Origin of the sequence: Pseudomonas fluorescens, from assembly GCF_902497875.1 — a bacterium.
GTDB classification, from domain to species: Bacteria; Pseudomonadota; Gammaproteobacteria; order Pseudomonadales; family Pseudomonadaceae; genus Aquipseudomonas; species Aquipseudomonas fluorescens_BR.
Genome location: NZ_CABVHY010000032.1, coordinates 65,405 through 86,877 on the forward strand (window position 1 = coordinate 65,405; position 21,473 = coordinate 86,877).

Genomic DNA, 21,473 nt, shown 5'->3' on the forward strand with positions numbered 1-21,473 from the left:
GGGCTCGTCCTCAACCACGACGGGTGTAGTTTTGACCTCGGGAGCCCGCCAATTGTTACGACTCAGCTGTCCAGTTCACCCAGCAGGCGTATGGCTGTGGCGCCGACCGTGCGCACCGCCTGTTCGATTTCCTGTGTTGCCCTGGAAGCGAAGTTCATTCGCAGGCAGTTACGGTACTTGCCCGATGCCGAGAAAATGCAGCCCACGGCAATCTGCACACCTTATTCCAGTAAAGCCCGGTTCAAGCGCAGCGTGTAGGAATTTTCCGGTCCTGGCCTGTAACAGAACTCTCATCGCGAGGACCTCACCCCGGGTTTTGCATCGTTCAGCCACAAGCAACTGCCCTGGCATCGGGATTAAGCGTCCCCGCTAAGGATTGATGCTTACTGGGCGCTACGGCTGAAAATCCTGATCACTTCATTCAGATGCTCGGCCATTGCCTGACGCGCCGCGTCGGGGTCGTGTTGCTCCAATGCTTGCAGCACACGGCGGTGTTCATCTTCCGAACGATGGGGCATGTCGCCCGAACTGTAATGGCTTTGCAGACGCTGGAACATGCTGCCGTATCGATGGCCCAACAGGTGTTGAATCATCAGCGCATAGGCCGGGTTGTCCGAGGCCTGGGCGATGCGGATATGGAATAGACGATCGCCGGGGTGAGTGTGTGAATCTTCAAGGTTGTCCTGCACGTTGCGCTCGAACGCCTCGCGGATGCCTGCCAGTTCTTCATCGCTAGCATTCACGGCCGCCAGTGCGGCGGCTTCGGGCTCGATCAGACGGCGGGCCTGAAGCAAGGCGAATGGCGGGCTTTCAGCGCTGAAATCAATCTCGATCCCCAGCTCAGGGTCCAGCTCTTTCCACTGATTGCGCGTGACCTGGACCATTACCGGCTCATTCGATACCGCTTGTACTGGAGGCTCGCAGACCAGCACCCCATTACCGACGCGCACATCCACCAAGCCGATCACTTCTAGCGCAATCATCGCCTCACGCACAGAGGCGCGGCTCACCCCTAGCAACTTGGCCAGCTCGCGCTCGGCCGGCAAACGGCTGCCCGGGGGAAATTCTCCGCTGTCGATCAAGGCCCGCAGCTGGTCGGCGATCTGCCGGTAAAGTCTTTGATTATCAATAACTTGAAATGGCATTTAGAAATAAGCTCTGGTCTGGACAGCATTCGACAAGCACTTTTGTGGGAAAAGACGCTTGTTGATGATTGAGGTGAATGCTATAAAAGGCCCAATGGCCTGACCATTGAACCCATAACGTGAAGTGATCATAGCAAACTTTATCCCGACACTTGAGTAGGTTTGCCATTTGATGCGCCCTAAATGGCCTGACCATTGGGCCAATACCTCACAAAAACAATAAATAATTAGCGTCATGGAGCACTTATGGATCTTTCCGGCAAACGCGTGCTGATCACGGCGGGTGCTCAGGGCATTGGCCTGGCCAGTGTCCAGGCGTATCTCGCTGCTGGCGCTGAAGTCTTCGCCGTCGACATCAATGCTGGCGCCCTCGAAGCACTTGAAGGTGCGCATCCCCATATTCTAGACGTCACCGATGCAAGCGCCATTGAGCGCCTAGCCCAAGAGCTTGGTCCGCTGGATGTTCTGTTCAACTGCGCAGGCGTGGTTCACAGCGGCAACATCCTTGAGTGCAGCGAAAAAGACTGGGCCTTCGCCCTGGACCTAAACGTTACCGCCATGTACCGCATGATCCGCGCTTTTTTGCCGGGCATGCTGGCGAACGGTGGCGGCTCGATCATCAACATGGCCTCTGTGGCTTCCAGCGTTAAAGGCGTCCCCAACCGTTTTGCCTACTGCGCCAGCAAAGGCGCGGTGATTGGCCTGACACGTTCAGTGGCGGCTGATTTCGTTAGTCAGAACATCCGCTGCAACGCCATTTGCCCCGGCACCGTTGACTCCCCCTCCCTGCGTCAACGCATCAGTGAACAAGCCCAAAGTGAAGGTCGCAGCACCGCCGAGGTCTACGCCGCCTTCGCTGCCCGCCAACCCATGGGCCGCATCGGCACCGCCGAGGAAATAGCGCAACTGGCGCTGTACCTGGGCTCAAGTGCCAGCGGGTTCACCACCGGAACTGCGCAAATTATTGATGGCGGCTGGAGTAACTGACTCCCGCTTCCACATTAGATCTGCGTCCCCCCTTAGTACTAACCAACAAAGGAAATCATATGAAACTGCTGCGCTACGGCGAAAAAGGCCAGGAACGTCCCGCTCTGCTTGATAACAACGGTCAATTGCGCGACTTGTCCGCAGTGGTTGCTGATATCGCAGGCGACACGCTGAGCCCGCAAAGCATTGCCCGCCTGCAAGATATCGACCCGTCCAGCCTGCCGCTGGTTGAAGGCTCGCCACGCCTCGGCGCTTGCGTCGGCCAAGTCGGCAAGTTCATCTGCATCGGCCTCAACTACGCCGACCACGCCGCCGAAACTGGCGCCGCCATCCCGGCCGAACCCGTGGTGTTCAGCAAGTGGACCAGTGCTATTGTCGGCCCGAATGACGACATCGAAATCCCGCGCAACTCACGCAAAACCGACTGGGAAGTCGAGCTGGGCGTGGTCATCGGCAAAGGCGGCCGCTACATCAGCGAAAGCGATGCCCTCGAACACGTGGCCGGTTATTGCGTAATCAATGACGTGTCCGAGCGCGAGTTCCAGCTGGAACTGGGCGGCACTTGGGACAAAGGCAAAGGTTGCGACACGTTCGGCCCGCTCGGCCCTTGGCTGGTGACCCGCGATGAAATCGCCGACCCGCATCAGCTCGACCTGTGGCTGGAAGTCGACGGCAAGCGTTACCAGAACGGCAACACGCGGACGATGATTTTCCAGATCCCGAGAATCATCAGTTACCTCAGCCAATTCATGAGCCTGCAACCCGGCGATGTGATCTCCACCGGCACTCCCCCTGGCGTCGGTCTGGGTTTCAAACCAGAGCCGGTGTACCTGCGCGCAGGTCAGCAAATCCGTCTGGGCATCGCCGGCCTTGGCGAACAAAACCAACGCACCGTGAATGCCCAGTGACAGGAAGCTGCACCATGACCATGATTACCGCTGTACGCGTTGAAGACATCCGCTTCCCTACTTCGCAATCTCTCGATGGTTCGGATGCGATGAACCCGAACCCGGATTACTCAGCGGCCTATGTGATTCTCGAAACCGATACCCCGGGCCTGGAGGGCCACGGGCTGACCTTCACCATCGGCCGTGGCAACGAGATTTGCTGCGCCTCGATCAACGCACTGGCCAGTCTGCTGGTGGGGTTGAAGCTGGAATGGATTGCCGAAGACATGGGCCGTTTCTGGCGCCACGTCACCAGTGACAGCCAACTGCGCTGGATCGGCCCGGACAAAGGCGCCATTCACCTGGCCACCGGTGCGGTGGTCAACGCTGCCTGGGACTTGTGGGCCAAGGCCGAGGGCAAGCCGGTATGGCGTCTGGTTGCGGACATGAGCCCCGAGCAGTTGGTGCGCTGCATTGATTTCCGCTACATCACCGACTGCATCACCCCCGCAGAAGCCCTGAGGTTGCTGCGCGAACGCGCCCGCGGTAAGACCGAGCGCCTGGCCCTGCTCGAAGCGCAAGGTTACCCGTGCTACACCACCTCAGCCGGGTGGCTGGGGTATGCCGACGACAAACTGCGCCGTCTGTGTCAGGAGGCGGTCGACGCCGGTTTCTCCCACGTCAAACTCAAAGTCGGCCACGACCTGAAGGACGACATCCGCCGCGTGCGCATTGCCCGTGAAGTGCTGGGCCCGGATCGCCAGTTGATGATCGACGCCAATCAGGTGTGGGAAGTCGATACGGCCATCGACTGGGTGCGCGAGCTGTCCTTCGCCAACCCATGGTTTATTGAAGAGCCCACCAGCCCGGACGACGTCGAAGGCCATCGCAAAATTCGCCTGGGTGTCGCACCGGTCAAAGTCGCCACCGGTGAGATGTGCCAGAACCGCATCGTGTTCAAACAACTGATCATGCGTGAAGCGATTGATGTGGTGCAGATCGACGCCTGCCGACTGGGCGGGGTCAATGAGGTGCTGGCGGTGATGCTGATGGCCGCCAAGTACAACTTGCCGGTATGTCCGCACGCCGGCGGTGTGGGCTTGTGCGAGTACGTACAGCACCTGTCGATGATCGATTACCTGTGCATCGCCGGCACTCATGAAGGTCGCGTAGTGGAGTTTGTCGACCATCTGCACGAACACTTCGTAGACCCGTGCATGATTCGTAATGCGGCGTACATGCCACCGCAGGCACCCGGCTTCTCGATCCAGATGAAGACCGCCTCCCGCGAACAGTACCGGTATCGGGGCTAACCGCCATGCCATCCTCACACCCACTTCGACTGGATGCTCACCAGCACTTCTGGCGCTATGACGCCGCGGCCTATCCCTGGATCGGCCGCGACATGGCGCGCTTGCGCCGGGATTTTCAGCCCGATGATCTAAGGCCTTTGCTGGATGCAGCCGGAGTTGACGGCTGCATCGCCGTGCAAGCCCGCGCCTGCGAGCGCGAAACCGATCAACTGTTGATGTTGGCTGCGCGTTATCCGTGGATACGTGCCGTGGTGGGTTGGGTTGACCTGTGTGCCGGCGACCTTGAACAGTCGCTGGAACGTTGGGCTGAGGCTACGGTGTTGCGTGGTTTTCGCCATCAGCTACAGGACGAAAGCTCACCTTGCGAGTTTATGCAAAACCCGGCGTTTAACCGGGGGTTGGCCACCTTGCAGCGTCAAGGGCTGGTGTATGAAGTGCTGATCAAAGCCCCTGATCTGGAGGCCGCAACACGCTTGTGCCAGCTACACGATCAACATCATCTGGTGCTCGATCACTTGGCCAAGCCTGACGTGCAGGCCAACGACCTGCACGCCTGGGCTGCGCAACTCGCACCGCTGGCGGCCCTGCCCCACGTCAGTTGCAAGTTATCGGGGCTGATCACCGAAGCCCATTGGCAAGACTGGCAAAGCGCGCAATTGACGCCCTATCTGGAAACCGCACTGCACCTGTTCGGCCCTGAGCGCCTGATGTTCGGCTCAGACTGGCCGGTGTGCCTGTTGGCCGGTCACTACACAGATACCTGCCGTTTGGTCGACAGCGTATTGCACAGCTTGAGTGCGCCGCAGCAAGCCGCGATTTGGGGCGGCAATGCCTGCGCTCTCTACGGGATTGAAGGAGTGATGCAATGAATCTGTACCTGCAAGACAAGGTTTTTATCGTCACGGGCGGCGGCTCGGGTATCGGTGCCGCCATCTCTTTAGGCTTGGCCAACGAAGGCGCCATCCCGGTCATTTTCGGCCATAGCCCGCTGTCGGATGAACTGAGGCGAGAACTGGATCTGCGCGGCGCGCAAAGCCTGTTTATTCAGGTCGAACTACGTGACGAAGACGCTTGTCGCGCCGCCGTCGCCAGCGTGCAGCAGCGCTTCGGGCGCATCGACGGACTGGTCAACAACGCCGGGGTCAACGATGGTGTCGGGCTTGAAGCCGGGCGTTCGGCATTCGTCGAATCGCTGGAAAAAAACCTGATCCATTACTACTTGATGACTCACTTGTGCGTGGACGCGCTCAAGGTCACGCGCGGCGCCATCGTCAATATCAGTTCCAAAACGGCTCTCACCGGACAAGGCGGCACCAGCGGCTACACCGCCGCCAAAGGCGCGCAACTGTCGTTGACTCGCGAATGGGCCACTTCATTGCGTGGCGACGGAATCCGGGTCAACGCGGTGATCCCGGCAGAAGTCATGACCCCGCTCTACGAGCGCTGGATCAACACCTTTGCCGACCCGAAAGCCAAGCTGGCGAGCGTTGTCGAAAAAATCCCTTTCGGCCAACGCATGACTACGAGTGAAGAGATCGCCGACAGCGTGCTGTTTCTGTTGTCGTCGCGCGCCTCCCATACCACCGGGCAATGGTTGGTGGTGGATGGCGGCTACACCCATCTGGACCGGGCGCTGACATGAGCGCCCAGCGCCAATGCCTGGCTCTGGACCTGATTGACGACCCCGCGTTGATTGCGGAATACGAGCATCTGCATCAACAAATCTGGCCTCATGTCAGCGAGCAGCTGCGCCAGCACGGCGTGCTGGACATGCAGATTTGGCGAGTGGGCACGCGGCTTTTCATGGTCATGGACACCGCCCCTGAATTCAGCGCCCAAGCGTTTGCACAGGCGGCTGCCAGCGATGCCCGAGTGCAGGAATGGGAAGCGTTGATGTGGCGTTTTCAGCAACCCACGCCATGGACAAAACCGACAGAAAAATGGGCACCGATGACTCGGATATTCAGTCTCACCGACCAACCCTGAGACAGATATAGAACCAGTGGAAGCGGGCTTGCTCGCGCTTGAATCACCCCGATGTTTCAGACAGATCGCTTCGCCTCCATCGCGAGCAAACCCGCTCCCACAGTAGATCCTGCAGACAGATACACCGTTCTAACAACAATAAAAAGGAAATACGCCGTGTCACTCAAGCACTCGAACGTCGCAGCACCGCCCATTATCCGGGCGATTACGTCCTATCGCAGGGCCCTGATTCTGGTGACCTCTCTGTTCTTTCTATGGGGTTTGTCCTATGGCCTGCTGGATGTCCTAAACAAGCACTTTCAAGAAACCCTACACGTCAGCAAGGCGCAATCCGGCTTGCTGCAAAGCGCGTACTTCGGGGCGTATTTTTTAATCGCCTTGCCTGCCGGTTTGTTGATGGATAAATATGGCTACAAGGCCGGCATCCTGCTGGGCCTGTGCCTCTACGCCACCGGCGCCCTGCTGTTTATGCCCGCGGCGGCGGCACAAAGCTTTCCGTTCTTTTTGTTCGCGCTGTTTACCATCGCCTGCGGTCTGGGCTGCCTTGAAACCGCCGCCAACCCCTATGCCACGGTGCTGGGCTCGCCTGCAGGCGCAGAGCGGCGCTTGAACCTGGCGCAATCGTTCAACGGTCTGGGGCAGTTTTTTGGCCCGCTGATTGGCGGTGCGTTGTTCTTCAGCGGTGCCAATAGCGCCGACACCACCCAGTCGCTGCAAATGACCTATCTGGTGATTGCCGCGATGGTGTTGCTGGTGGCCGGACTGATCGCCCGCACCCCGCTGCCCGACTTGCGTGAGCAGGAAGCTCAGGTCCAGCAGCACAACAGCAAAACCCTGTGGCAGCACCGCGAGTTCGTCACTGGGGTGATCACCCAGTTCTTCTATGTCGGCGCGCAAGTCGGCGTCGGTGCGTTTTTCATCAACTACGTCACTGAACACTGGGCGTTGATGAGCAGCCAGCAGGCCGCCTATCTCCTGTCAGTTGCCATGCTCAGCTTCATGTTTGGCCGTTTCTTCAGCACTTGGCTGATGGGCCGGATCAACGCTCAGCGCCTGCTGCTGATTTACGCACTGATCAACGTGGCACTCAGCGCCGTGGTGGTGATGGGTTTTGAAGGCGTGTCGGTGGTGGCTCTGGTCGCGATGTTCTTCTTTATGTCGATCATGTTCCCGACCCTGTTCGCCATGGGCGTCAAAAACCTTGGCCAACATACCAAGCGCGGCAGTTCATTCATGATCATGGCCATTGTCGGCGGCGCATTGCTGCCCTACGTGATGGGCTTGGTGGCCGACCACTCCTCCACTGCCGTGGCGTATCTGTTGCCGATGGGTTGTTTTTTGGTGGTCGCAGCCTATGCCCGTCGCGCCTTGAAAAAGCTGTAAGAGCTGTATTGATGTTGCTGAACTCCAAAAAAATAATGGGAGCACTTCATGTCTAACCCCGCATTGAAACAGGCGCTCAGCAAAATTCGCTGGCGCGTCTTGCCCTTTGTCGCATTGATGTTTGCGATGGCGATCATTGACCGTTCCAACATTGGTTTTGCCAAACACGCCTTCCAGGCCGACACCGGCCTGAGTAACGCCGCTTTTGCGCTTGGTGCGGGCATTTTCTTTATCGGCTACGCCGTGTTTGAGGTGCCCAGCAACCTGATGCTACACAAGATTGGCGCGCGTATCTGGCTGAGCCGGATCATGGTCACCTGGGGCCTGGTCTCGGCCGCGATGATGTTTGCCCACGACGAAACCAGCTTCTACATCCTGCGCTTTTTGCTTGGCGTGGCCGAAGCCGGTCTGTCGCCGGGCGTGGTGCTGTACCTGACTTACTGGTTCCCGCAGAACCAGCGCGGTTCGGCCTACGGCATTTACTACTTCGGTGTGCCGGTGTCGTTGATGGTCGGCGGGCCGGTGTCGGGCTGGCTGCTGGAAACCGCCCAGTTCGGCCTGGCTGGCTGGCAATGGATGTTCGTCACCGAAGGCCTCGCCGCCTCGATCATCGGCGTCTTGGCGTTCTTTTACCTGACCGACAAACCGCGTGATGCCAAGTGGTTGAGCACCGAAGAAAAAGCCGCGATTGAGCACGAACTGGAAAAAGAACAGCTGTTGAAAGCCAATAAAGGCCCATCTTCATGGCGTGCCGCGCTGATCAATCCCAAGGTACTGTACTTCACCCTGATCTACTTCACGATTCAGGTCAGTGTCTACGGCGTACTGTTTTACCTGCCTACGCGAATCGCCGAACTGCTCGGCACCGGCATTGGCCTGAAAGTCGGCATGCTGACCGCCATCCCGTGGATTGCCACCGTTTGCGTGCTATATGCGGTCACCCGCTACGCCGACCGTAAAGGCCAGCAGACCCGCTTCGCTGCCTTGATGCTGGCACTGGCAGCAGTGGGGATGGTGGGCTCGACCTTGAGTGGCAGTCTGCCGTTGGTGATTCTGGCGTTCTGCGTTGCCGCCGCCGGGTTCATCACCGTGCAACCGTTGTTCTGGACCTTGCCTACCCGCTTCTTGGGCGGTGCCGCAGCGGCCAGCGGGATTGCGGTGATTGGCGCATTGGGCAACCTTGGCGGCTTCCTCGCGCCGACGGTCAAAACCTGGGCCGAGCAGTACTTCAATAACGCCCACGCGGGGATGTACTTCCTGGCGGCTACCGCCCTGATCGGCGCGCTGATGCTGATTCGCTCGGCAAGTGCGGGGCACGAGCCGGACAACCAAGTGGGTGCGGTTCAGGTGACGCCATCGCCTAGCTGAAAATGTGTACGTGCTCGCGATGGCACTTCTTCGGTACATCAGGGGCATCGCGAGCAGCCCGCTCCCACGGACTGTATGTCCATGACATATACTGTTAAATGATGCCTGACGCCTTGTTCTTTCCAACCACTAGCCTTTGAGGTCTATCAAACCTGCGAGCATGGTTACCTGTGCTTCGACGCTTTGCAAAGGTACATCCGGATTGGTCCACGATAACTCAAAGGTTTGAATTGTGGACCAACGGCAAGTTTTCTGAAGAAGCTCACGCCTTGGTTAGAAAAAATGGTGGATCCGCCACTCATTGGTGTTGCGCGAACCTTCCTGGCGCTCGACCTGAATCAACAGGGCCACTGTTACTTCGAATCCGCGTATTCACTCCCTCAGTGCCTCGCTCTGGTACTGCCGCGGACACATGCCAAACCGGGCGCGAAACTCGCGGGAGAAATGCGCGCCGTCGGAGAAGCCGCAGTCCATGGCAATTTGGGTGATGCTGCTGTGGCTGTTCACGAGCAGCCAAGCGCCGTACTCGACCCGCAACGAGCGTTGGAACTCCATGGGTGAAAGCCCCAGCGACTGCTGGAATGCCCGTGTCAGTTGGCGTCTCCCGAGCCCCACGTAGCGCGCGATGGCATCCAGGGTCGGTAGGCTATCCATGCGCTGCTCGATATAGTGCGCGGCCTGGCGCACTCGCTCATCCTTGATGTCCGCCAGGTTTGCGTAGAAGTGCGCCTGTGGCTGCCGCCCCTGGCGAATACCTTGCAGCATCATATGCCGCACCGCTTGCTGGGCTTTTTCCCGTCCGCAATGCCGGGCCACCAGGTACAAACCGAGGTCGATGGCTGCAGTCGAGCCGGCACAGGTGATCAGGTCGCCCTCGTCGATGAACAGATGATCCACCGCCGCGGGGGTCTTGGGGAAACGTGCGCGAAATGCATCCAGCACGTTCCAGTGCACACATACCGAACGACTTCCGACCACGCCCGCCTGCGCCAGGGCGAAAGTGCCCGTGCAGATACCCAGCAACCGCGTACGACTCTTCGCGGCGCGCTGCAGCCAGTCACGCAAGTTATTGGGCATTTGAGTATTGAGGTAATCGTTACCACCGCAGATGGCAACGTAGTCGAACTCTTCCAGGTTCTGTGCCAGTCCCCCGGACACCTCCAGTGTGATTCCCGCGCTGGAGGTTCGTGGCAATCCGTCGACGCTCATCACACGCCACGCGGTATGGATCTGCCGGCTACCGCCACCCAGGTCGGCGGACAAGCGCAACACATCGATAAAGCCGGAAAACGCAGCCAGTGTGAATTGATCCAGAAGGACCAGTCCCACTGACAGCTGCGGACGGCCGCCCGCCTCAGGCCCGAGGGAGTCTGGCAGATGGCAATCTCGATTTATCCGAGTCATTTTTGTCATGACCTAACTATTCAACTTTAAGACCCCGAAGTGCAAGCGCTCGAATCAACGATACGAGCAAGATGCAGGTAAGGGGAAAAGTCCAACAACACCCCAGAGGACACACGATGAAACTGAAGACAGGTAAGAAAATCACCGTCGCTCTTTTAGTTACCGGCTGCATCTCCTCACAGGCCGCCATGGCTGAGCAGCAAAAGCTGACCGTTGCGCTGTATGGCGGTAACTGGGGTGAAGCGTTCCTCAAATGTGTTGCAGAACCTTTCACGCAAGCAACGGGAATTGCCGTTGCAGCAGAGGTCGGTACCTCGACCGTCACCCTGGCCAAGCTCCAGCAACAGAAGTCCAACCAGACGATTGATGTGGCCTGGATGGACGGCGGTATCAGTGAACTGGCCTATGCCGCAGGGGTCGTCGCCGATCTCGATCCCGCGGCCATTCCCAACCTGAAAAACATGCAGGACAAAGCGGTCTACGTCAATGCCGGCCATACCTTCGCCGTCAGCAGCGGCTTTTATTCCCTTGGCCTGACCTACAACACCAAGGAAATCAAGGAAGCGCCTACCAGCTGGAAAGATCTGTGGAAGCCGGAGTATGCCGGCGCCATCGCCCTGCCCTCGCCCGCCAACTCTTCCGGGGTGCCCTTCGTGTTTTTCATGGCCGATGTCTGGGGCATAGACCGGGCAAATCTGGAGCCGGTCTACACCAAGCTGGGTGCGCTGGACACCGCGCTGTTCTTCGACAGCTCGGGTGCCGCCACCAATGCCTTTCAGAGTGGCGAGGCGATCATCGGCGCGCACTTCAACGTCGGTGCCTGGGACTTGATCGACAAGGGCGCGCCCATCGGTTTCACCATTCCCAAGGAAGGTGCCTGGGCCACCGATGCGCGCCTGCACCTGATCAAGGGGGCAAAGAACAGCAAGGCAGGCGAGCAGTTCATCAATACCGCCCTGACCAAAGAAGCGGCGTCCTGCCTGGCCGGCAAGTTGTATCTGGGGCCGGCGGTGAAAGGTGTCGAGGTCACTGAAGACGTGGCCCGCAAGCTGCCATGGGGTGTGGGCGGTTCGATCGACAGTCTGCGGTTGTTCGACTGGAGCCAGATCAACGCGCAGCGTGCCAGTGTCACCAACGACTGGAACCGCAAAGTCACCGCCAACTAGCTCAAGAGGTCTGCAATGTCAGTTTTGTTGAGCATCGACAGTGTCTGTAAAAGCTTCGGGCCGTTCCAGGCGCTGGACAACATCCACCTGGACATCGAGCAGGGCGAATTCATCGTTCTGCTCGGCCCCAGCGGCTGTGGCAAAACCACTTTGCTGCGCTCGATCGCTGGCTTCATGCAGCCCGATTCCGGCAGCATCGCGATCGATGGGCAGGATGTGAGTCGTCTGCCCCCGTACCGTCGGCCTCTGAATACCGTGTTCCAGAACTATGCGCTGTTTCCGCACATGACCGTCTTGGAAAACGTAGCCTACGGCCCTCGGCGTCAGGGTGTCGGTCGCGCCGAAGCCCGGCTCAAGGCTCGAGAGGCACTGACGATGGTCGGCCTGGAAGCCCTCGAAGAGCGTTTTCCCCGCGGCTTGTCCGGTGGCCAGCAGCAGCGCGTGGCCCTGGCTCGTGCCATCGTCAACCAACCGAAACTGCTGTTGCTCGACGAGCCGCTCTCGGCCCTGGACATGAAACTGCGCAAGCGCATGCAGTTGGAGCTCAAGCACCTTCAGGCCAAGCTCGGCATCGCGTTCATTTTCGTCACCCACGATCAGGAAGAAGCGATGACCATTGCCGACCGTATCGTGGTGATGAATGCCGGACGAATCGAACAGGTCGGGGCCAGCAGCGAGATTTACAGCGCACCCGCCACGCGCTTCGTTGCCGACTTCATCGGCGAGGCCAACCTGATCGGCTATCAGGCCAGCGATAGCGGCGAGATTCGTTTGGGCATTCGTCATACCCCCATCACCAGCCCCGCAAAAGACCTGTTGCCTAACGGGGTGGCGGTGCTGCGCCCCGAACATCTGCAGGTGCTGGATGGATCGAGTCCCGAGAGCGCCGGTTGCTGTGAAATCAACGGCACAGTGACCGATATTGTCACCGTGGGCAGCCATACCCTGGTGCATTCCCTGATCGACGGGCAACCGATCGTGGCGCGCACCATGGGGTTCCCCCGAGCCGACCTGGTCACCGGCAGCGCCGTGCGCCTGGGCTTCAATCCCGCGCATTTGCACCTGATCGGAGAGCCGGTATGAAACGCCCGGTGCTCGCCCCGTCGTTGATGCTCTTCGGCGCCCTGGCATTTTTCACGGCGTTCTTTCTCGCGCCTTTCGCCGTGGTGATCTTCGCCAGTCTGACCAAGGGCGTCGATCAGGCGTTCACCCTCGAGCACTACGTCAGGGTGTTGGGCGACCAGTACCACTGGGACGTGATTCTGGTCACGTTTCGCATCGCCGCGCTGACCACCCTGATCTCGTTGCTACTCGGTTATCCGCTGGCCTGGTATCTGGTACGTGTCGTGAAATGGCGTGCCTGGCGCCGAGCCTGCGTGATTCTGCTGGTGGTGCCGATGTTCACCAGCAATATCGTGCGTTCGTTCGGCTGGATGGTGCTGCTGGGGCGTAAGGGGCTGGTCAATCAGAGTCTTATGGAAACCGGCCTGATCGATACGCCGGTACGTTTCCTGGGGACCGAACTCGGCATCCTGATCGGCATGGTGTACATCCTGCTGCCGTTTATTGTGCTCGCGGCCGGCAATGCCCTGGCACAAGTCGACCCGGCCTACGAACAGGCGTCCGAGGATCTTGGCGCCAGCCCCCGTGCCACGTTTTTCCATGTGGTGCTGCCGCTGACCATGCCCGGCATCATCTCCGGCTCGATCATGGTGTTCACCCTGGCGGCGAGCGCCTACGTCACGCCGGCCCTGCTTTCCGGCGGCCGGATCTCCGTGCTCTCGATGCTGATTTTCCAACAATACAGTTCGGTCTTCGACTTCAACTACGGCGGAGCGCTGAGCGTCGTGCTGCTGATCTTTACCCTGGTCATGGTCGGGCTGGCCGGACGTGTGGGCAGTATCCGGGGGAGCAATCAATGATCACTCAAATATTGGTCAGACTGGTGGCCTGGGCCGTGCTCGGTTACATGCTGCTGCCACTGGTCGTCATTCTCGGCGTCTCCGTGACTGCCTCGTCATTCCTGGCCTTCCCGCCACAGGGCTGGACGCTGGACTGGTACGCCAAGATGCTCAGTGATCCAAGCTATGTGGCGTCCTTTGCCACCAGCACCGTCCTGGCCCTGTTCGCTACCTTTGTCGCGGTGTTGCTCAGCGTTCCGGCCGCCCTGGCGATGGCACGCTACGACTTCCCCGGCAAAGCCACGATCCTCGCAGCCCTGACCTCACCGCTGGTATTTCCGCACATCGTTCTCGGGGCGGCGCTCCTGCAGTTTGGTGGCTACTTCGGATTGACCCGCAGCTTCCTGGCGCTACTGATTGGTCACACCATCATCATCTCGCCCTTCGTCCTGCGCTCGGTGCTGTCGATGTTGACGCCCGAGCAGCGCGCCCTGGAAGAAGCCTCAAGCGATCTGGGCGGCACACCCTGGGCCACATTCTTTCTGGTGGTGCTGCCGCAGATCCGGCCTGGGCTGGTGACCGGGTCAATCTTTGCCTTCATCTCGTCATGGATCAACGTGGAGCTGTCGATTTTCAACACCACGCCGAACCTGAACACCATACCGGTGAAGCTCTTCAACTACGTGCAGTACACCGTCGACCCGACCATTGCCGCTGCCTCCGGCGCCACCATCATCGTGGTCGTAGTCGCCGTGATCATTCTGGATCTGTGCATCGGTCTCGACCTTTTGTCAGAACGCAAATAACCCCCTCATACATCCCGTAAGCCAGGAGTTCAGTCATGCGCATGCAAGACACGTTCGATGTCATCTATACCCATACCGAAGGCGAACCACTGTGCATCGTCCACAGCGGTATTCCCTACCCCGCCGGCTCGAGCATTCTGGCCAAGCGTGCCTTTCTCGAGCAGAACTATGACTGGCTGCGCAAGGCATTGATGCAGGAACCACGCGGCCATAAGGACATGTTCGGGGTTTTTCTCACCCCGCCTTCAAGCAGCGAATTCGACGCCGGGCTGATCTACATGGACGGCAGCGTGTATTCGCATATGTGCGGCCACGGCACCATTGCCGTGAGCATGGCGATGGTCGCCCTGGGCCTGGTGCCACGCGGCAAGGATGGCATCACCAAAATCCGCTTTGAAACCACTGCTGGCCTGGTGGTGGCGGAGGTGGCGTCGGAAGGCGACACCGTGCTTTGGACCCGTTTCGAGAACGTGCCGGCCTACGTTGCCGCCCAGGACATTCCGATCCATCTTCCCGGCTATGGCGACCTCAAGGCCGACCTGGTGTGGGGCGGCAACTACTTCGGCATCGTCGACCTGACCAACTGCGACTTGCGCATCAGCCCGGACAACGGCAGCGAACTGTCGCGCCTCGGCCTGCTGGCTCGCGACCAGATCAACCAGCAGATGAAAATCCAACACCCCACCGAGGCCCATATCAACGACCTCAACTTCATCACGTTCTGGCACCCAGCGACCATCGAAGGCGCGTTCTACAAGAACGTCCACGTCTTCAGCGCCGGCCAGCTCGACCGCTCTCCCGGTGGCACCGGCACCAGCGCAATGATGGCGATGTTCGAGGCTCGAGGAAAACTGGGCCTGAACCAACCGATTCTGTCCGAAGGACTGCTGGGCAGCGGTACTTTCGAAGGTTGCCTGCTCGGCGAAGTCGACCTCAACGGCACGCGCGCGGTGCGTCCGACCGTCAAGGGCACGGCCAGCATCCTGGGGACGTCGCGCTGGGTGATCGAACGCAATGACCCGGTCGGGGCAGGTTTCGTCATCAACTGACACGCTGAAGCGGACAGACCTGTATGAGCCAAACGCCCGGGCACTTCCTCGGGCGTTTTGTATTGTGAGTATCGGAATGTTCCGGACAGCGCATATCGTTTGAAAGAACAGGTGTGTGTGCAAAGGATTATGCGACCCTTCGTGACAAGCAGATTCGACTATGCGCAAGGTAGTGGTGGCGTGCTGGCGATCGTGGTAGTAGGCAGAGCGATAATCTTGAAACCAACGTACAACACAACCGGCCAAAAGTGATCATTCGAAGGCGTCCAGGGGAAACCAGGGGCGATTCACCAAGAGCGTGCTACAGGGATCTGATCCAATGTCTTAAGCTGATATCATTCAATAATTTACAAGCTGAGTAGAAAAACATGAATCGTCAAAAAAAAATAAAGCAGTTATTAAAGGCTCACGCCAAAAAGGCTAGTGCCAAATTGGCACCGTCAAACAAGTCAAAATACATTAGTAAAGCTGACCGATTGAAACTGGATGCTGAATCCAGTCACGACTCAATCATTTCTGAAAGCTGATCCATGCATCCTAAAAACCACCGGAATTTACCAATCTGGTTGGGCCAGGCATTCCGAGGACGCGGCCTGACAGTTCATTCAGCCGAAGCCGCTTCGCGGCTCTGAATCGAACCAGATTCCCTAGGGAAGGTCTGAAGTACCCACCGATTTTTGATGCCCTCGCTGCGTGAGGTTCAAAAAACGCTGATTCGGTCGGAAATCAAACCGTTCCACTTTTTAATTCATGACTTTTCCTCTAATCGCGCTGTTTCAGGGCGATTAGCCCGCATTACAGGCGTACCTCTCCTGCATTTAACAATCGCTTTCGCACCATCCACAGGTTCGACAACGCGAACGACGTCGTCTGCTGAGCGATGTTTTTCGCCAGACCACGAAAGCGCACTTTCGTATAGCCAAACTGGCGCTTGATCACTCGAAACGGATGCTCAACCTTGGCCCCCACTTGCGCTTTCGCATATTCGATCTTGCGGCGCAGGCGACCGATCAAACTCGTTTTCGCATGCTGTTTATAGCTGCTGGGCCGAGCGGCAACCGACCAGATCATCTGGCGACCCTGATGTTCGGGACGCTTGTCTACACCGGTGTAACCAGCATCGCCAGAGACGTACGTTTCATCACCATGGAGCAACCGATCGACTTGAGTCACGTCCGCCACATTGGCCGCCGTGCCCACCAGGCTATGCACCAAACCCGACTCGGCATCGACACCGATATGCGCTTTCATTCCGAAGAAATATTGAGTTCCTTTCTTGGTCTGGTGCATTTCGGGATCGCGTTTGCCGTCCTTGTTCTTGGTCGAACTGGGCGCATGAATGATCGTGGCATCGACCACCGTGCCTTGGTGTAACAGCAAGCCGCGATCGCCCAGATAGCCATTGATGACCTGCAAAATCCCGCCGGCCAGTTCATGTTTTTCCAACAGACGGCGGAAATTGAGGATCGTGGTTTCATCGGGGATCCGATCCAGGTGCAGCCCCGAAAACTGGCGCAGGATCGTGGTTTCGTAGAGTGCTTCTTCCATCGCTGGATCGCTGTAGCCGAACCAGTTCTGCATCAGATGAACCCGCAACATCACCCGCAACGGATACGCCGGACGACCGCCTTCACCCTTTGGATAATGCGGCTCGATCAAGGCAATCAAACCCTTCCAGGGCACGACCTGATCCATCTCGATCAGGAACCGCTCGCGGCGGGTCTGCTTACGTTTGCCGGCATACTCGGCATCGGCGAAGGACATCTGTTTCATCGGGGCTCAACCGTTCGGTTCGTGTGAGGTGCGTATTTCACCAAATTTGGAAGTCTTTTTCAGAGCTTCCCTAATAAGGATGCAAGCACCTCAGCACGCCTGAGATGCTGTGCACCTATTTTACAACTACTGCGTAGATTTGGTTTCTCGTGCTTTATTTTGTTCTGCCAGAGCTATTGCTTTGAAATCATACGTAGGAAAAAACTCTGTCCGGTAACTTCCCCAAGCGGTGTTTTCGAGCGCAAGGTTTACCGCTGCGAGGCGCGAAGCAGGTAACCGTAGAACGATAACCTGCCCTATACCCATGGTTATATTCCAACTGATAATTTCTACACCCGCAGGAGGAAATGCTTTGTAAAACTCTTGTTTGGCGAGTTGCGCTCTCAGCTCCCCTAATGGTCGTGATTGATCGTGCTTCAGGAAAACAGTCAACATAAGTGCATTATCTGGCGTGACGCTAGCTTCTTTTGCCACCGGTGGGGCCGAGGGTTGGGCATTGGCGCTCACCGAGTATATTCCTGCCCATAGCAGAGTAGACGCTAATACAGCTTTAAGTGCAGTTCTCATTTTGTGCCTTTTTATTATTAGGTTTCATGAATGCCATCTCAGTGTCGCATCATTAGAAGCGGATGCTTGGCATCATGGATTCTATATATTTCCGGGTATATTTATTGTGACATTGAGGTTTTTATGGGTCCTTTGTAAGGTCCATGGACCACATAAATTCGGACAGGGGTGTTGGTTTCTACCATGTCGCGAGGCACCTCTCGTGAGTAGGTAAACTCTTCGTCATTCAGCTTTTCCAATCTCCTGACCACCGTTCTAACCGATCCCGTATCAGGAACTAGAATATGGTTTTTTTTATCGCCGGTAACAATGAAGTAACCGCCGCCGCCATTCTCGTACTTTGACCGTCCAGTATCGGTATAAAAAAACTCATAGCGATTGCGCTCTGGATCCCACATTGATATCCCAACAACACCTGGATATTTATCCTTTACGTCTACTTCCGGCATTCCTTCTATATAAACCTTGGTTGTCAACCATTGAGGAGATGAAGCTAACGCTTGAATGTCGGACTTAGCCTCCATCTGCTGTCCATAGCTGGTGAGTGGGCTGAGCAATCCAGCGAAAAACAAGCCCTTTAATACAGTATTATATTTCCGCATGGAAACATTCCTTGCTGAGTTTTAGTGGTGGCTCTTGTTAGTACTTTTGTTTTCGTAAAGCAACGATCACCGCGATCCACTCATGAAATATAGGACCAATATCAATTACTCACAATACCCCGGCATACTTCTGTAACAATTACAGCAGTGATTTGTTCAATCCATGATTTTAATGTTTCCTATAAATTCAACAAAGCAAGGGAACCTCAAAGAAGCCAAGCTGTACTGAAATACGCACTCACCAACTGATCCGAGCCGTTTATGGGAAACCTAGGGACGGTCTGAAGTACCCACCGATTTTTGATGCCCTCGCTGCGTGAGGTTCAAAAAACGCTGATTCGGTCGAAAATCAAACCGTTCCACTTTTTAACTCATGACTTTTCCTCTAATCGCGCTGTTTCAGGGCGATTAGCCCGCATTACAGGCGCACCTCTCCCGCACCCAACAACCGCTTTCGCACCATCCACAGGTTCGACAAGGCGAACAGCGTCGTCTGCTGAGCGATGTTTTTCGCCAGACCACGAAAGCGCACTTTCGTGTAGCCAAACTGGCGCTTGATCACTCGAAACGGATGCTCAACCTTGGCCCGCACTTGCGCTTTCGCATATTCGATTTTGCGGCGCAGGCGACCGATCAAACTCGTTTTCGCATGCTGCTTATAGCTGCTGGGCCGAGCGGCAATCGACCAGATCATCTGGCGACCCTGGTGTTCGGGACGCTTGTCTACACCGGTGTAACCAGCATCGCCAGAGACGTACGTTTCATCACCATGGAGCAACCGATCGACTTGAGTCACGTCCGCCACATTGGCCGCCGTGCCCACTAGGCTATGCACCAAACCCGACTCGGCATCGACACTGATATGCGCTTTCATTCCGAAGAAATATTGAGTTCCTTTCTTGGTCTGGTGCATTTCGGGATCGCGTTTGCCGTCCTTGTTCTTGGTCGAACTGGGCGCATGAATGATCGTGGCATCGACCACCGTGCCTTGGCGTAACAGCAAGCCTCGATCACCCAGATAGCCATTGATGACCTGCAAAATCCCGCCGGCCAGCTCATGTTTTTCCAACAGACGGCGGAAATTGAGGATCGTCGTTTCATCGGGGATCCGATCCAGGTGCAGCCCCGAAAACTGGCGCAGGATCGTGGTTTCGTAGAGTGCTTCTTCCATCACTGGATCGCTGTAGACGAACCAGTTCTGCATCAGATGAACCCGCAACATCGCCAGCAACGGATACGCCGGACGACCGCCTTCACCCTTTGGATAATGCGGCTCGATCAAGGCAATCAAACCCTTCCAGGGCACGACCTGATCCATCTCGATCAGGAACCGCTCGCGGCGGGTCTGCTTACGTTTGCCGGCATACTCGGCATCGGCGAAGGACATCTGTTTCATCGGGGCTCAACCGTTCGGTTCGTGTGAGGTGCGTATTTCACCAAATTTGGAAGTCTTTTTCAGAGTTTCCTTAGGTACATTTGACTGGCCGCTGTTGACCGACCTCTGACGGTCATGATGGGCAGAAATCGGCCAAAATCAGCCCTTCAAGTCTGCCGAGGCGCGCGTTGCCGGTCGATGCACCTGGCATCAACCGGGTTGATCGACGACCTTAATCTGCGTCAGCCCGACCAGCTCGGCCTGCTCTAAAATCTTTTCCGGCGTCGCGTCCGCAGTGGGCATGATCAGGCTGTTCTCTGCATCCCCAAAATGCAGCTGTAGCAGGTGCATCGCCGCCTCATGGACGGGCAGCTGAGGCTGCTTGAATTCGAATATGTGTGTGCGGGGCTCGCCGTTGAACAGGTATTCCAGAGTGTAGGTGCGCATGGTGGGATCCTCGTCATGGGAGAAGTTCAGCTGATTATCCCGCTCTTCAGTATGTCCCTTCCCGCACCCACCGTCGGACCTCAGCCTGTATGGCATAAGCCGGCGCCTCCACTGCATTGAAATCTTGTGTATAACGCTGGGCAAATCCTTCTACTCCCCATTCCTGATACTGCTGCACATGCTTTAATTCGTGGGCCCAGAGCGCGATGTTCTGTTCTGCGGTTTGGGCGTCCCGGAAGAGGATGATGTCGATCAGCGTCACGGCACCGACATCGGGGTTTTGCAGCATGGCAGTGGCCGCGCTGAATTGGCCGTTGTCGCTAACTTTGTAGCGCGCGGTATCGAGGACGCCGGGGTCGTACCAGCGCAGCAGTTGCTCCCGGATGTGCGGTGGAATGGGTTGGGTGCCGGCGTTGGCTGCTTCAGCGCGGGCTTGGCTCAGCCACAGCGCCAGGGCAGGTGCTGCGATCTGGTAGATGCCATCAGGCAGGGGGCCGAGCAGCGGTCCCACGTCTGGCAGGCAGATGCAGCCGTCCAGGCACACTTGTTTCTCGCCAGCCGGGCAGGCGTTGGTCTGGGCTGGCACTTCAAGAGTCAGGCAAAGAACCAACAGCGCCACCAGGCGCGTGGGGATGGGCGGCATTGGGCGCTCCAGGGACGGACGCAGCGCGAACAGTGGGTCACAATTGATCGACGACCCGCATAGCTTTAGCGTAGTCCCGAACTATGCGCCCCCAGGATAATCGCAGGAAGCGACAGACCACCTTTCCTGCGAATCTCCCACTTTAGTAGACATGTGTCCGCGGCAGCTATTGGCGGGTAGCAGCTCGGCGATTTTTCGTACAAACCCTGGACCGGGCTCAAGCCAGCAGTGCGGTGATCCAGCGGGCCTGCCGGGCGACGTCCTGAACTTTCTCCTCGGGCACGGCCTGCCGCGCCCGGGCGAAGTCGGTCAGGGTCTGCTGTTTCTGGCTCAGCATCCGCTGCCACTTGACCAGGAACGCCGGGCTGCGTGCCTGCATCTGCAGCGGGCCGAAGTACAGCTCCTCGGCGGTGTACATCACCGGCCCGTCGCGCTCGGCGACGATGATTTCGTAGTCGAAGCGGTTTTCCCGCAGCAATTCCTCGCAGAGGATGCGGTAGTCATTTTCCATCAGCCATTGGCGCAGTGGCTGCTCGCCGCCGTTGGGCTGCAGGATCAGGCGCTCCTGGCCATTCAGGCGCGCCTTGCCGCTGTCGAGGATGTCGCGGATCGTCTCGCCGCCCATGCCGCAGATGCTGATCGCCGTGATCCCGTCTCCCGGCTCGATCGCC

Annotated in this window: 23 protein-coding genes and 1 pseudogene; 14 read left to right on the forward strand and 10 right to left on the reverse strand. The window is 57.7% G+C overall.

Annotated features, from left to right (window positions below):
* Positions 1–62: 62 nt before the first annotated feature.
* Positions 63–269 (reverse strand): annotated as a pseudogene (locus F8N85_RS26750) (PLP-dependent aminotransferase family protein); the annotation flags it as partial.
* A gap of 114 nt (positions 270–383) precedes the next feature.
* Complete coding sequence (locus F8N85_RS26755) at positions 384–1,145, reverse strand: FadR/GntR family transcriptional regulator (protein WP_150806510.1); 762 nt, start codon at positions 1,143–1,145, stop codon at positions 384–386.
* 246 nt (positions 1,146–1,391) lie between these two features.
* Between F8N85_RS26755 and F8N85_RS26760 the strand changes: the two genes are divergently transcribed.
* From F8N85_RS26760 to F8N85_RS26795, 8 genes are all read left to right on the forward strand, one after another.
* Positions 1,392–2,132, forward strand: coding sequence for an SDR family oxidoreductase (locus tag F8N85_RS26760; protein ID WP_150806511.1), 741 nt, complete (start codon positions 1,392–1,394; stop codon positions 2,130–2,132).
* 59 nt (positions 2,133–2,191) lie between these two features.
* Positions 2,192–3,040, forward strand: a complete 849-nt coding sequence (locus F8N85_RS26765) for a fumarylacetoacetate hydrolase family protein (RefSeq protein ID WP_150806512.1) — start codon at positions 2,192–2,194, stop codon at positions 3,038–3,040.
* Between the two features lie 14 nt (positions 3,041–3,054).
* Positions 3,055–4,332 carry an L-fuconate dehydratase gene (locus F8N85_RS26770; protein ID WP_150806513.1) on the forward strand — a complete coding sequence of 426 codons (1,278 nt, stop codon included), beginning with the start codon at positions 3,055–3,057 and terminating at the stop codon, positions 4,330–4,332.
* A gap of 5 nt (positions 4,333–4,337) precedes the next feature.
* Positions 4,338–5,201 carry an amidohydrolase family protein gene (locus tag F8N85_RS26775; RefSeq protein WP_150806514.1) on the forward strand — a complete coding sequence of 288 codons (864 nt, stop codon included), beginning with the start codon at positions 4,338–4,340 and terminating at the stop codon, positions 5,199–5,201.
* Entirely contained in the window at positions 5,198–5,974 is a 777-nt protein-coding gene (locus F8N85_RS26780) for an SDR family oxidoreductase (RefSeq protein WP_150806515.1), read from the forward strand. Before F8N85_RS26775 ends, F8N85_RS26780 begins: the two co-directional genes overlap by 4 nt.
* Positions 5,971–6,318 carry an L-rhamnose mutarotase gene (locus tag F8N85_RS26785; RefSeq protein WP_150806516.1) on the forward strand — a complete coding sequence of 116 codons (348 nt, stop codon included), beginning with the start codon at positions 5,971–5,973 and terminating at the stop codon, positions 6,316–6,318. Before F8N85_RS26780 ends, F8N85_RS26785 begins: the two co-directional genes overlap by 4 nt.
* Positions 6,319–6,474: 156 nt before the next feature.
* Positions 6,475–7,701, forward strand: coding sequence for an L-fucose:H+ symporter permease (fucP, locus tag F8N85_RS26790; RefSeq protein WP_150806517.1), 1,227 nt, complete (start codon positions 6,475–6,477; stop codon positions 7,699–7,701).
* Between the two features lie 48 nt (positions 7,702–7,749).
* Positions 7,750–9,069, forward strand: coding sequence for an MFS transporter (locus F8N85_RS26795; RefSeq protein ID WP_150806518.1), 1,320 nt, complete (start codon positions 7,750–7,752; stop codon positions 9,067–9,069).
* A gap of 372 nt (positions 9,070–9,441) precedes the next feature.
* Here F8N85_RS26795 and F8N85_RS26800 read toward each other — a convergent pair whose 3' ends face one another.
* Positions 9,442–10,398: a GlxA family transcriptional regulator gene (locus F8N85_RS26800; protein ID WP_224795753.1), complete on the reverse strand. Its 957-nt coding sequence runs from the start codon at positions 10,396–10,398 to the stop codon at positions 9,442–9,444.
* Between the two features lie 191 nt (positions 10,399–10,589).
* On the opposite strand from F8N85_RS26800, the gene F8N85_RS26805 reads away from it, so the two are divergent.
* The 6 genes from F8N85_RS26805 to F8N85_RS26830 all read left to right on the forward strand — a co-directional run bounded on the left by F8N85_RS26805 (position 10,590) and on the right by F8N85_RS26830 (position 15,922).
* Complete coding sequence (locus F8N85_RS26805) at positions 10,590–11,639, forward strand: ABC transporter substrate-binding protein (protein ID WP_150806520.1); 1,050 nt, start codon at positions 10,590–10,592, stop codon at positions 11,637–11,639.
* 15 nt (positions 11,640–11,654) lie between these two features.
* On the forward strand, positions 11,655–12,722 hold the full coding sequence (locus F8N85_RS26810; RefSeq protein ID WP_150806521.1) for an ABC transporter ATP-binding protein: 1,068 nt from the start codon (positions 11,655–11,657) through the stop codon (positions 12,720–12,722).
* The gene (locus F8N85_RS26815) at positions 12,719–13,561 is read left to right on the forward strand and encodes an ABC transporter permease (protein WP_150806522.1); all 843 of its coding nucleotides are present in this window, start codon (positions 12,719–12,721) and stop codon (positions 13,559–13,561) included. The genes F8N85_RS26810 and F8N85_RS26815 overlap by 4 nt, the downstream gene beginning before the upstream one ends.
* Positions 13,558–14,346, forward strand: a complete 789-nt coding sequence (locus tag F8N85_RS26820) for an ABC transporter permease (RefSeq protein WP_150806523.1) — start codon at positions 13,558–13,560, stop codon at positions 14,344–14,346. Before F8N85_RS26815 ends, F8N85_RS26820 begins: the two co-directional genes overlap by 4 nt.
* 35 nt (positions 14,347–14,381) lie before the next feature.
* Positions 14,382–15,395 (forward strand): proline racemase family protein, encoded by a 1,014-nt coding sequence (locus F8N85_RS26825; protein ID WP_150806524.1) that lies wholly within the window; start codon positions 14,382–14,384, stop codon positions 15,393–15,395.
* Between the two features lie 368 nt (positions 15,396–15,763).
* The gene (locus F8N85_RS26830) at positions 15,764–15,922 is read left to right on the forward strand and encodes a DUF2986 domain-containing protein (RefSeq protein WP_150806525.1); all 159 of its coding nucleotides are present in this window, start codon (positions 15,764–15,766) and stop codon (positions 15,920–15,922) included.
* Between the two features lie 268 nt (positions 15,923–16,190).
* Here F8N85_RS26830 and F8N85_RS26835 read toward each other — a convergent pair whose 3' ends face one another.
* The 7 genes from F8N85_RS26835 to F8N85_RS26865 all read right to left on the reverse strand — a co-directional run.
* Positions 16,191–17,168: an IS5 family transposase gene (locus F8N85_RS26835; RefSeq protein WP_150806526.1), complete on the reverse strand. Its 978-nt coding sequence runs from the start codon at positions 17,166–17,168 to the stop codon at positions 16,191–16,193.
* Between the two features lie 126 nt (positions 17,169–17,294).
* A complete protein-coding gene (locus F8N85_RS26840; RefSeq protein ID WP_150806527.1) occupies positions 17,295–17,735 on the reverse strand; it encodes a hypothetical protein in 441 nt (146 codons plus the stop codon).
* Between the two features lie 101 nt (positions 17,736–17,836).
* Positions 17,837–18,337, reverse strand: coding sequence for a DUF4822 domain-containing protein (locus F8N85_RS26845; protein ID WP_150806528.1), 501 nt, complete (start codon positions 18,335–18,337; stop codon positions 17,837–17,839).
* Positions 18,338–18,755: 418 nt separating this feature from the next.
* Entirely contained in the window at positions 18,756–19,733 is a 978-nt protein-coding gene (locus tag F8N85_RS26850; RefSeq protein ID WP_150806529.1) for an IS5 family transposase, read from the reverse strand.
* Between the two features lie 189 nt (positions 19,734–19,922).
* Entirely contained in the window at positions 19,923–20,159 is a 237-nt protein-coding gene (locus F8N85_RS26855; protein WP_150806530.1) for a hypothetical protein, read from the reverse strand.
* Positions 20,160–20,205: 46 nt separating this feature from the next.
* Positions 20,206–20,802 (reverse strand): DUF4157 domain-containing protein, encoded by a 597-nt coding sequence (locus F8N85_RS26860; protein ID WP_150806531.1) that lies wholly within the window; start codon positions 20,800–20,802, stop codon positions 20,206–20,208.
* Between the two features lie 217 nt (positions 20,803–21,019).
* A partial coding sequence (locus F8N85_RS26865; protein ID WP_191636269.1) for a tRNA (adenine(22)-N(1))-methyltransferase occupies positions 21,020–21,473 on the reverse strand: 454 nt, incomplete at its 5' end.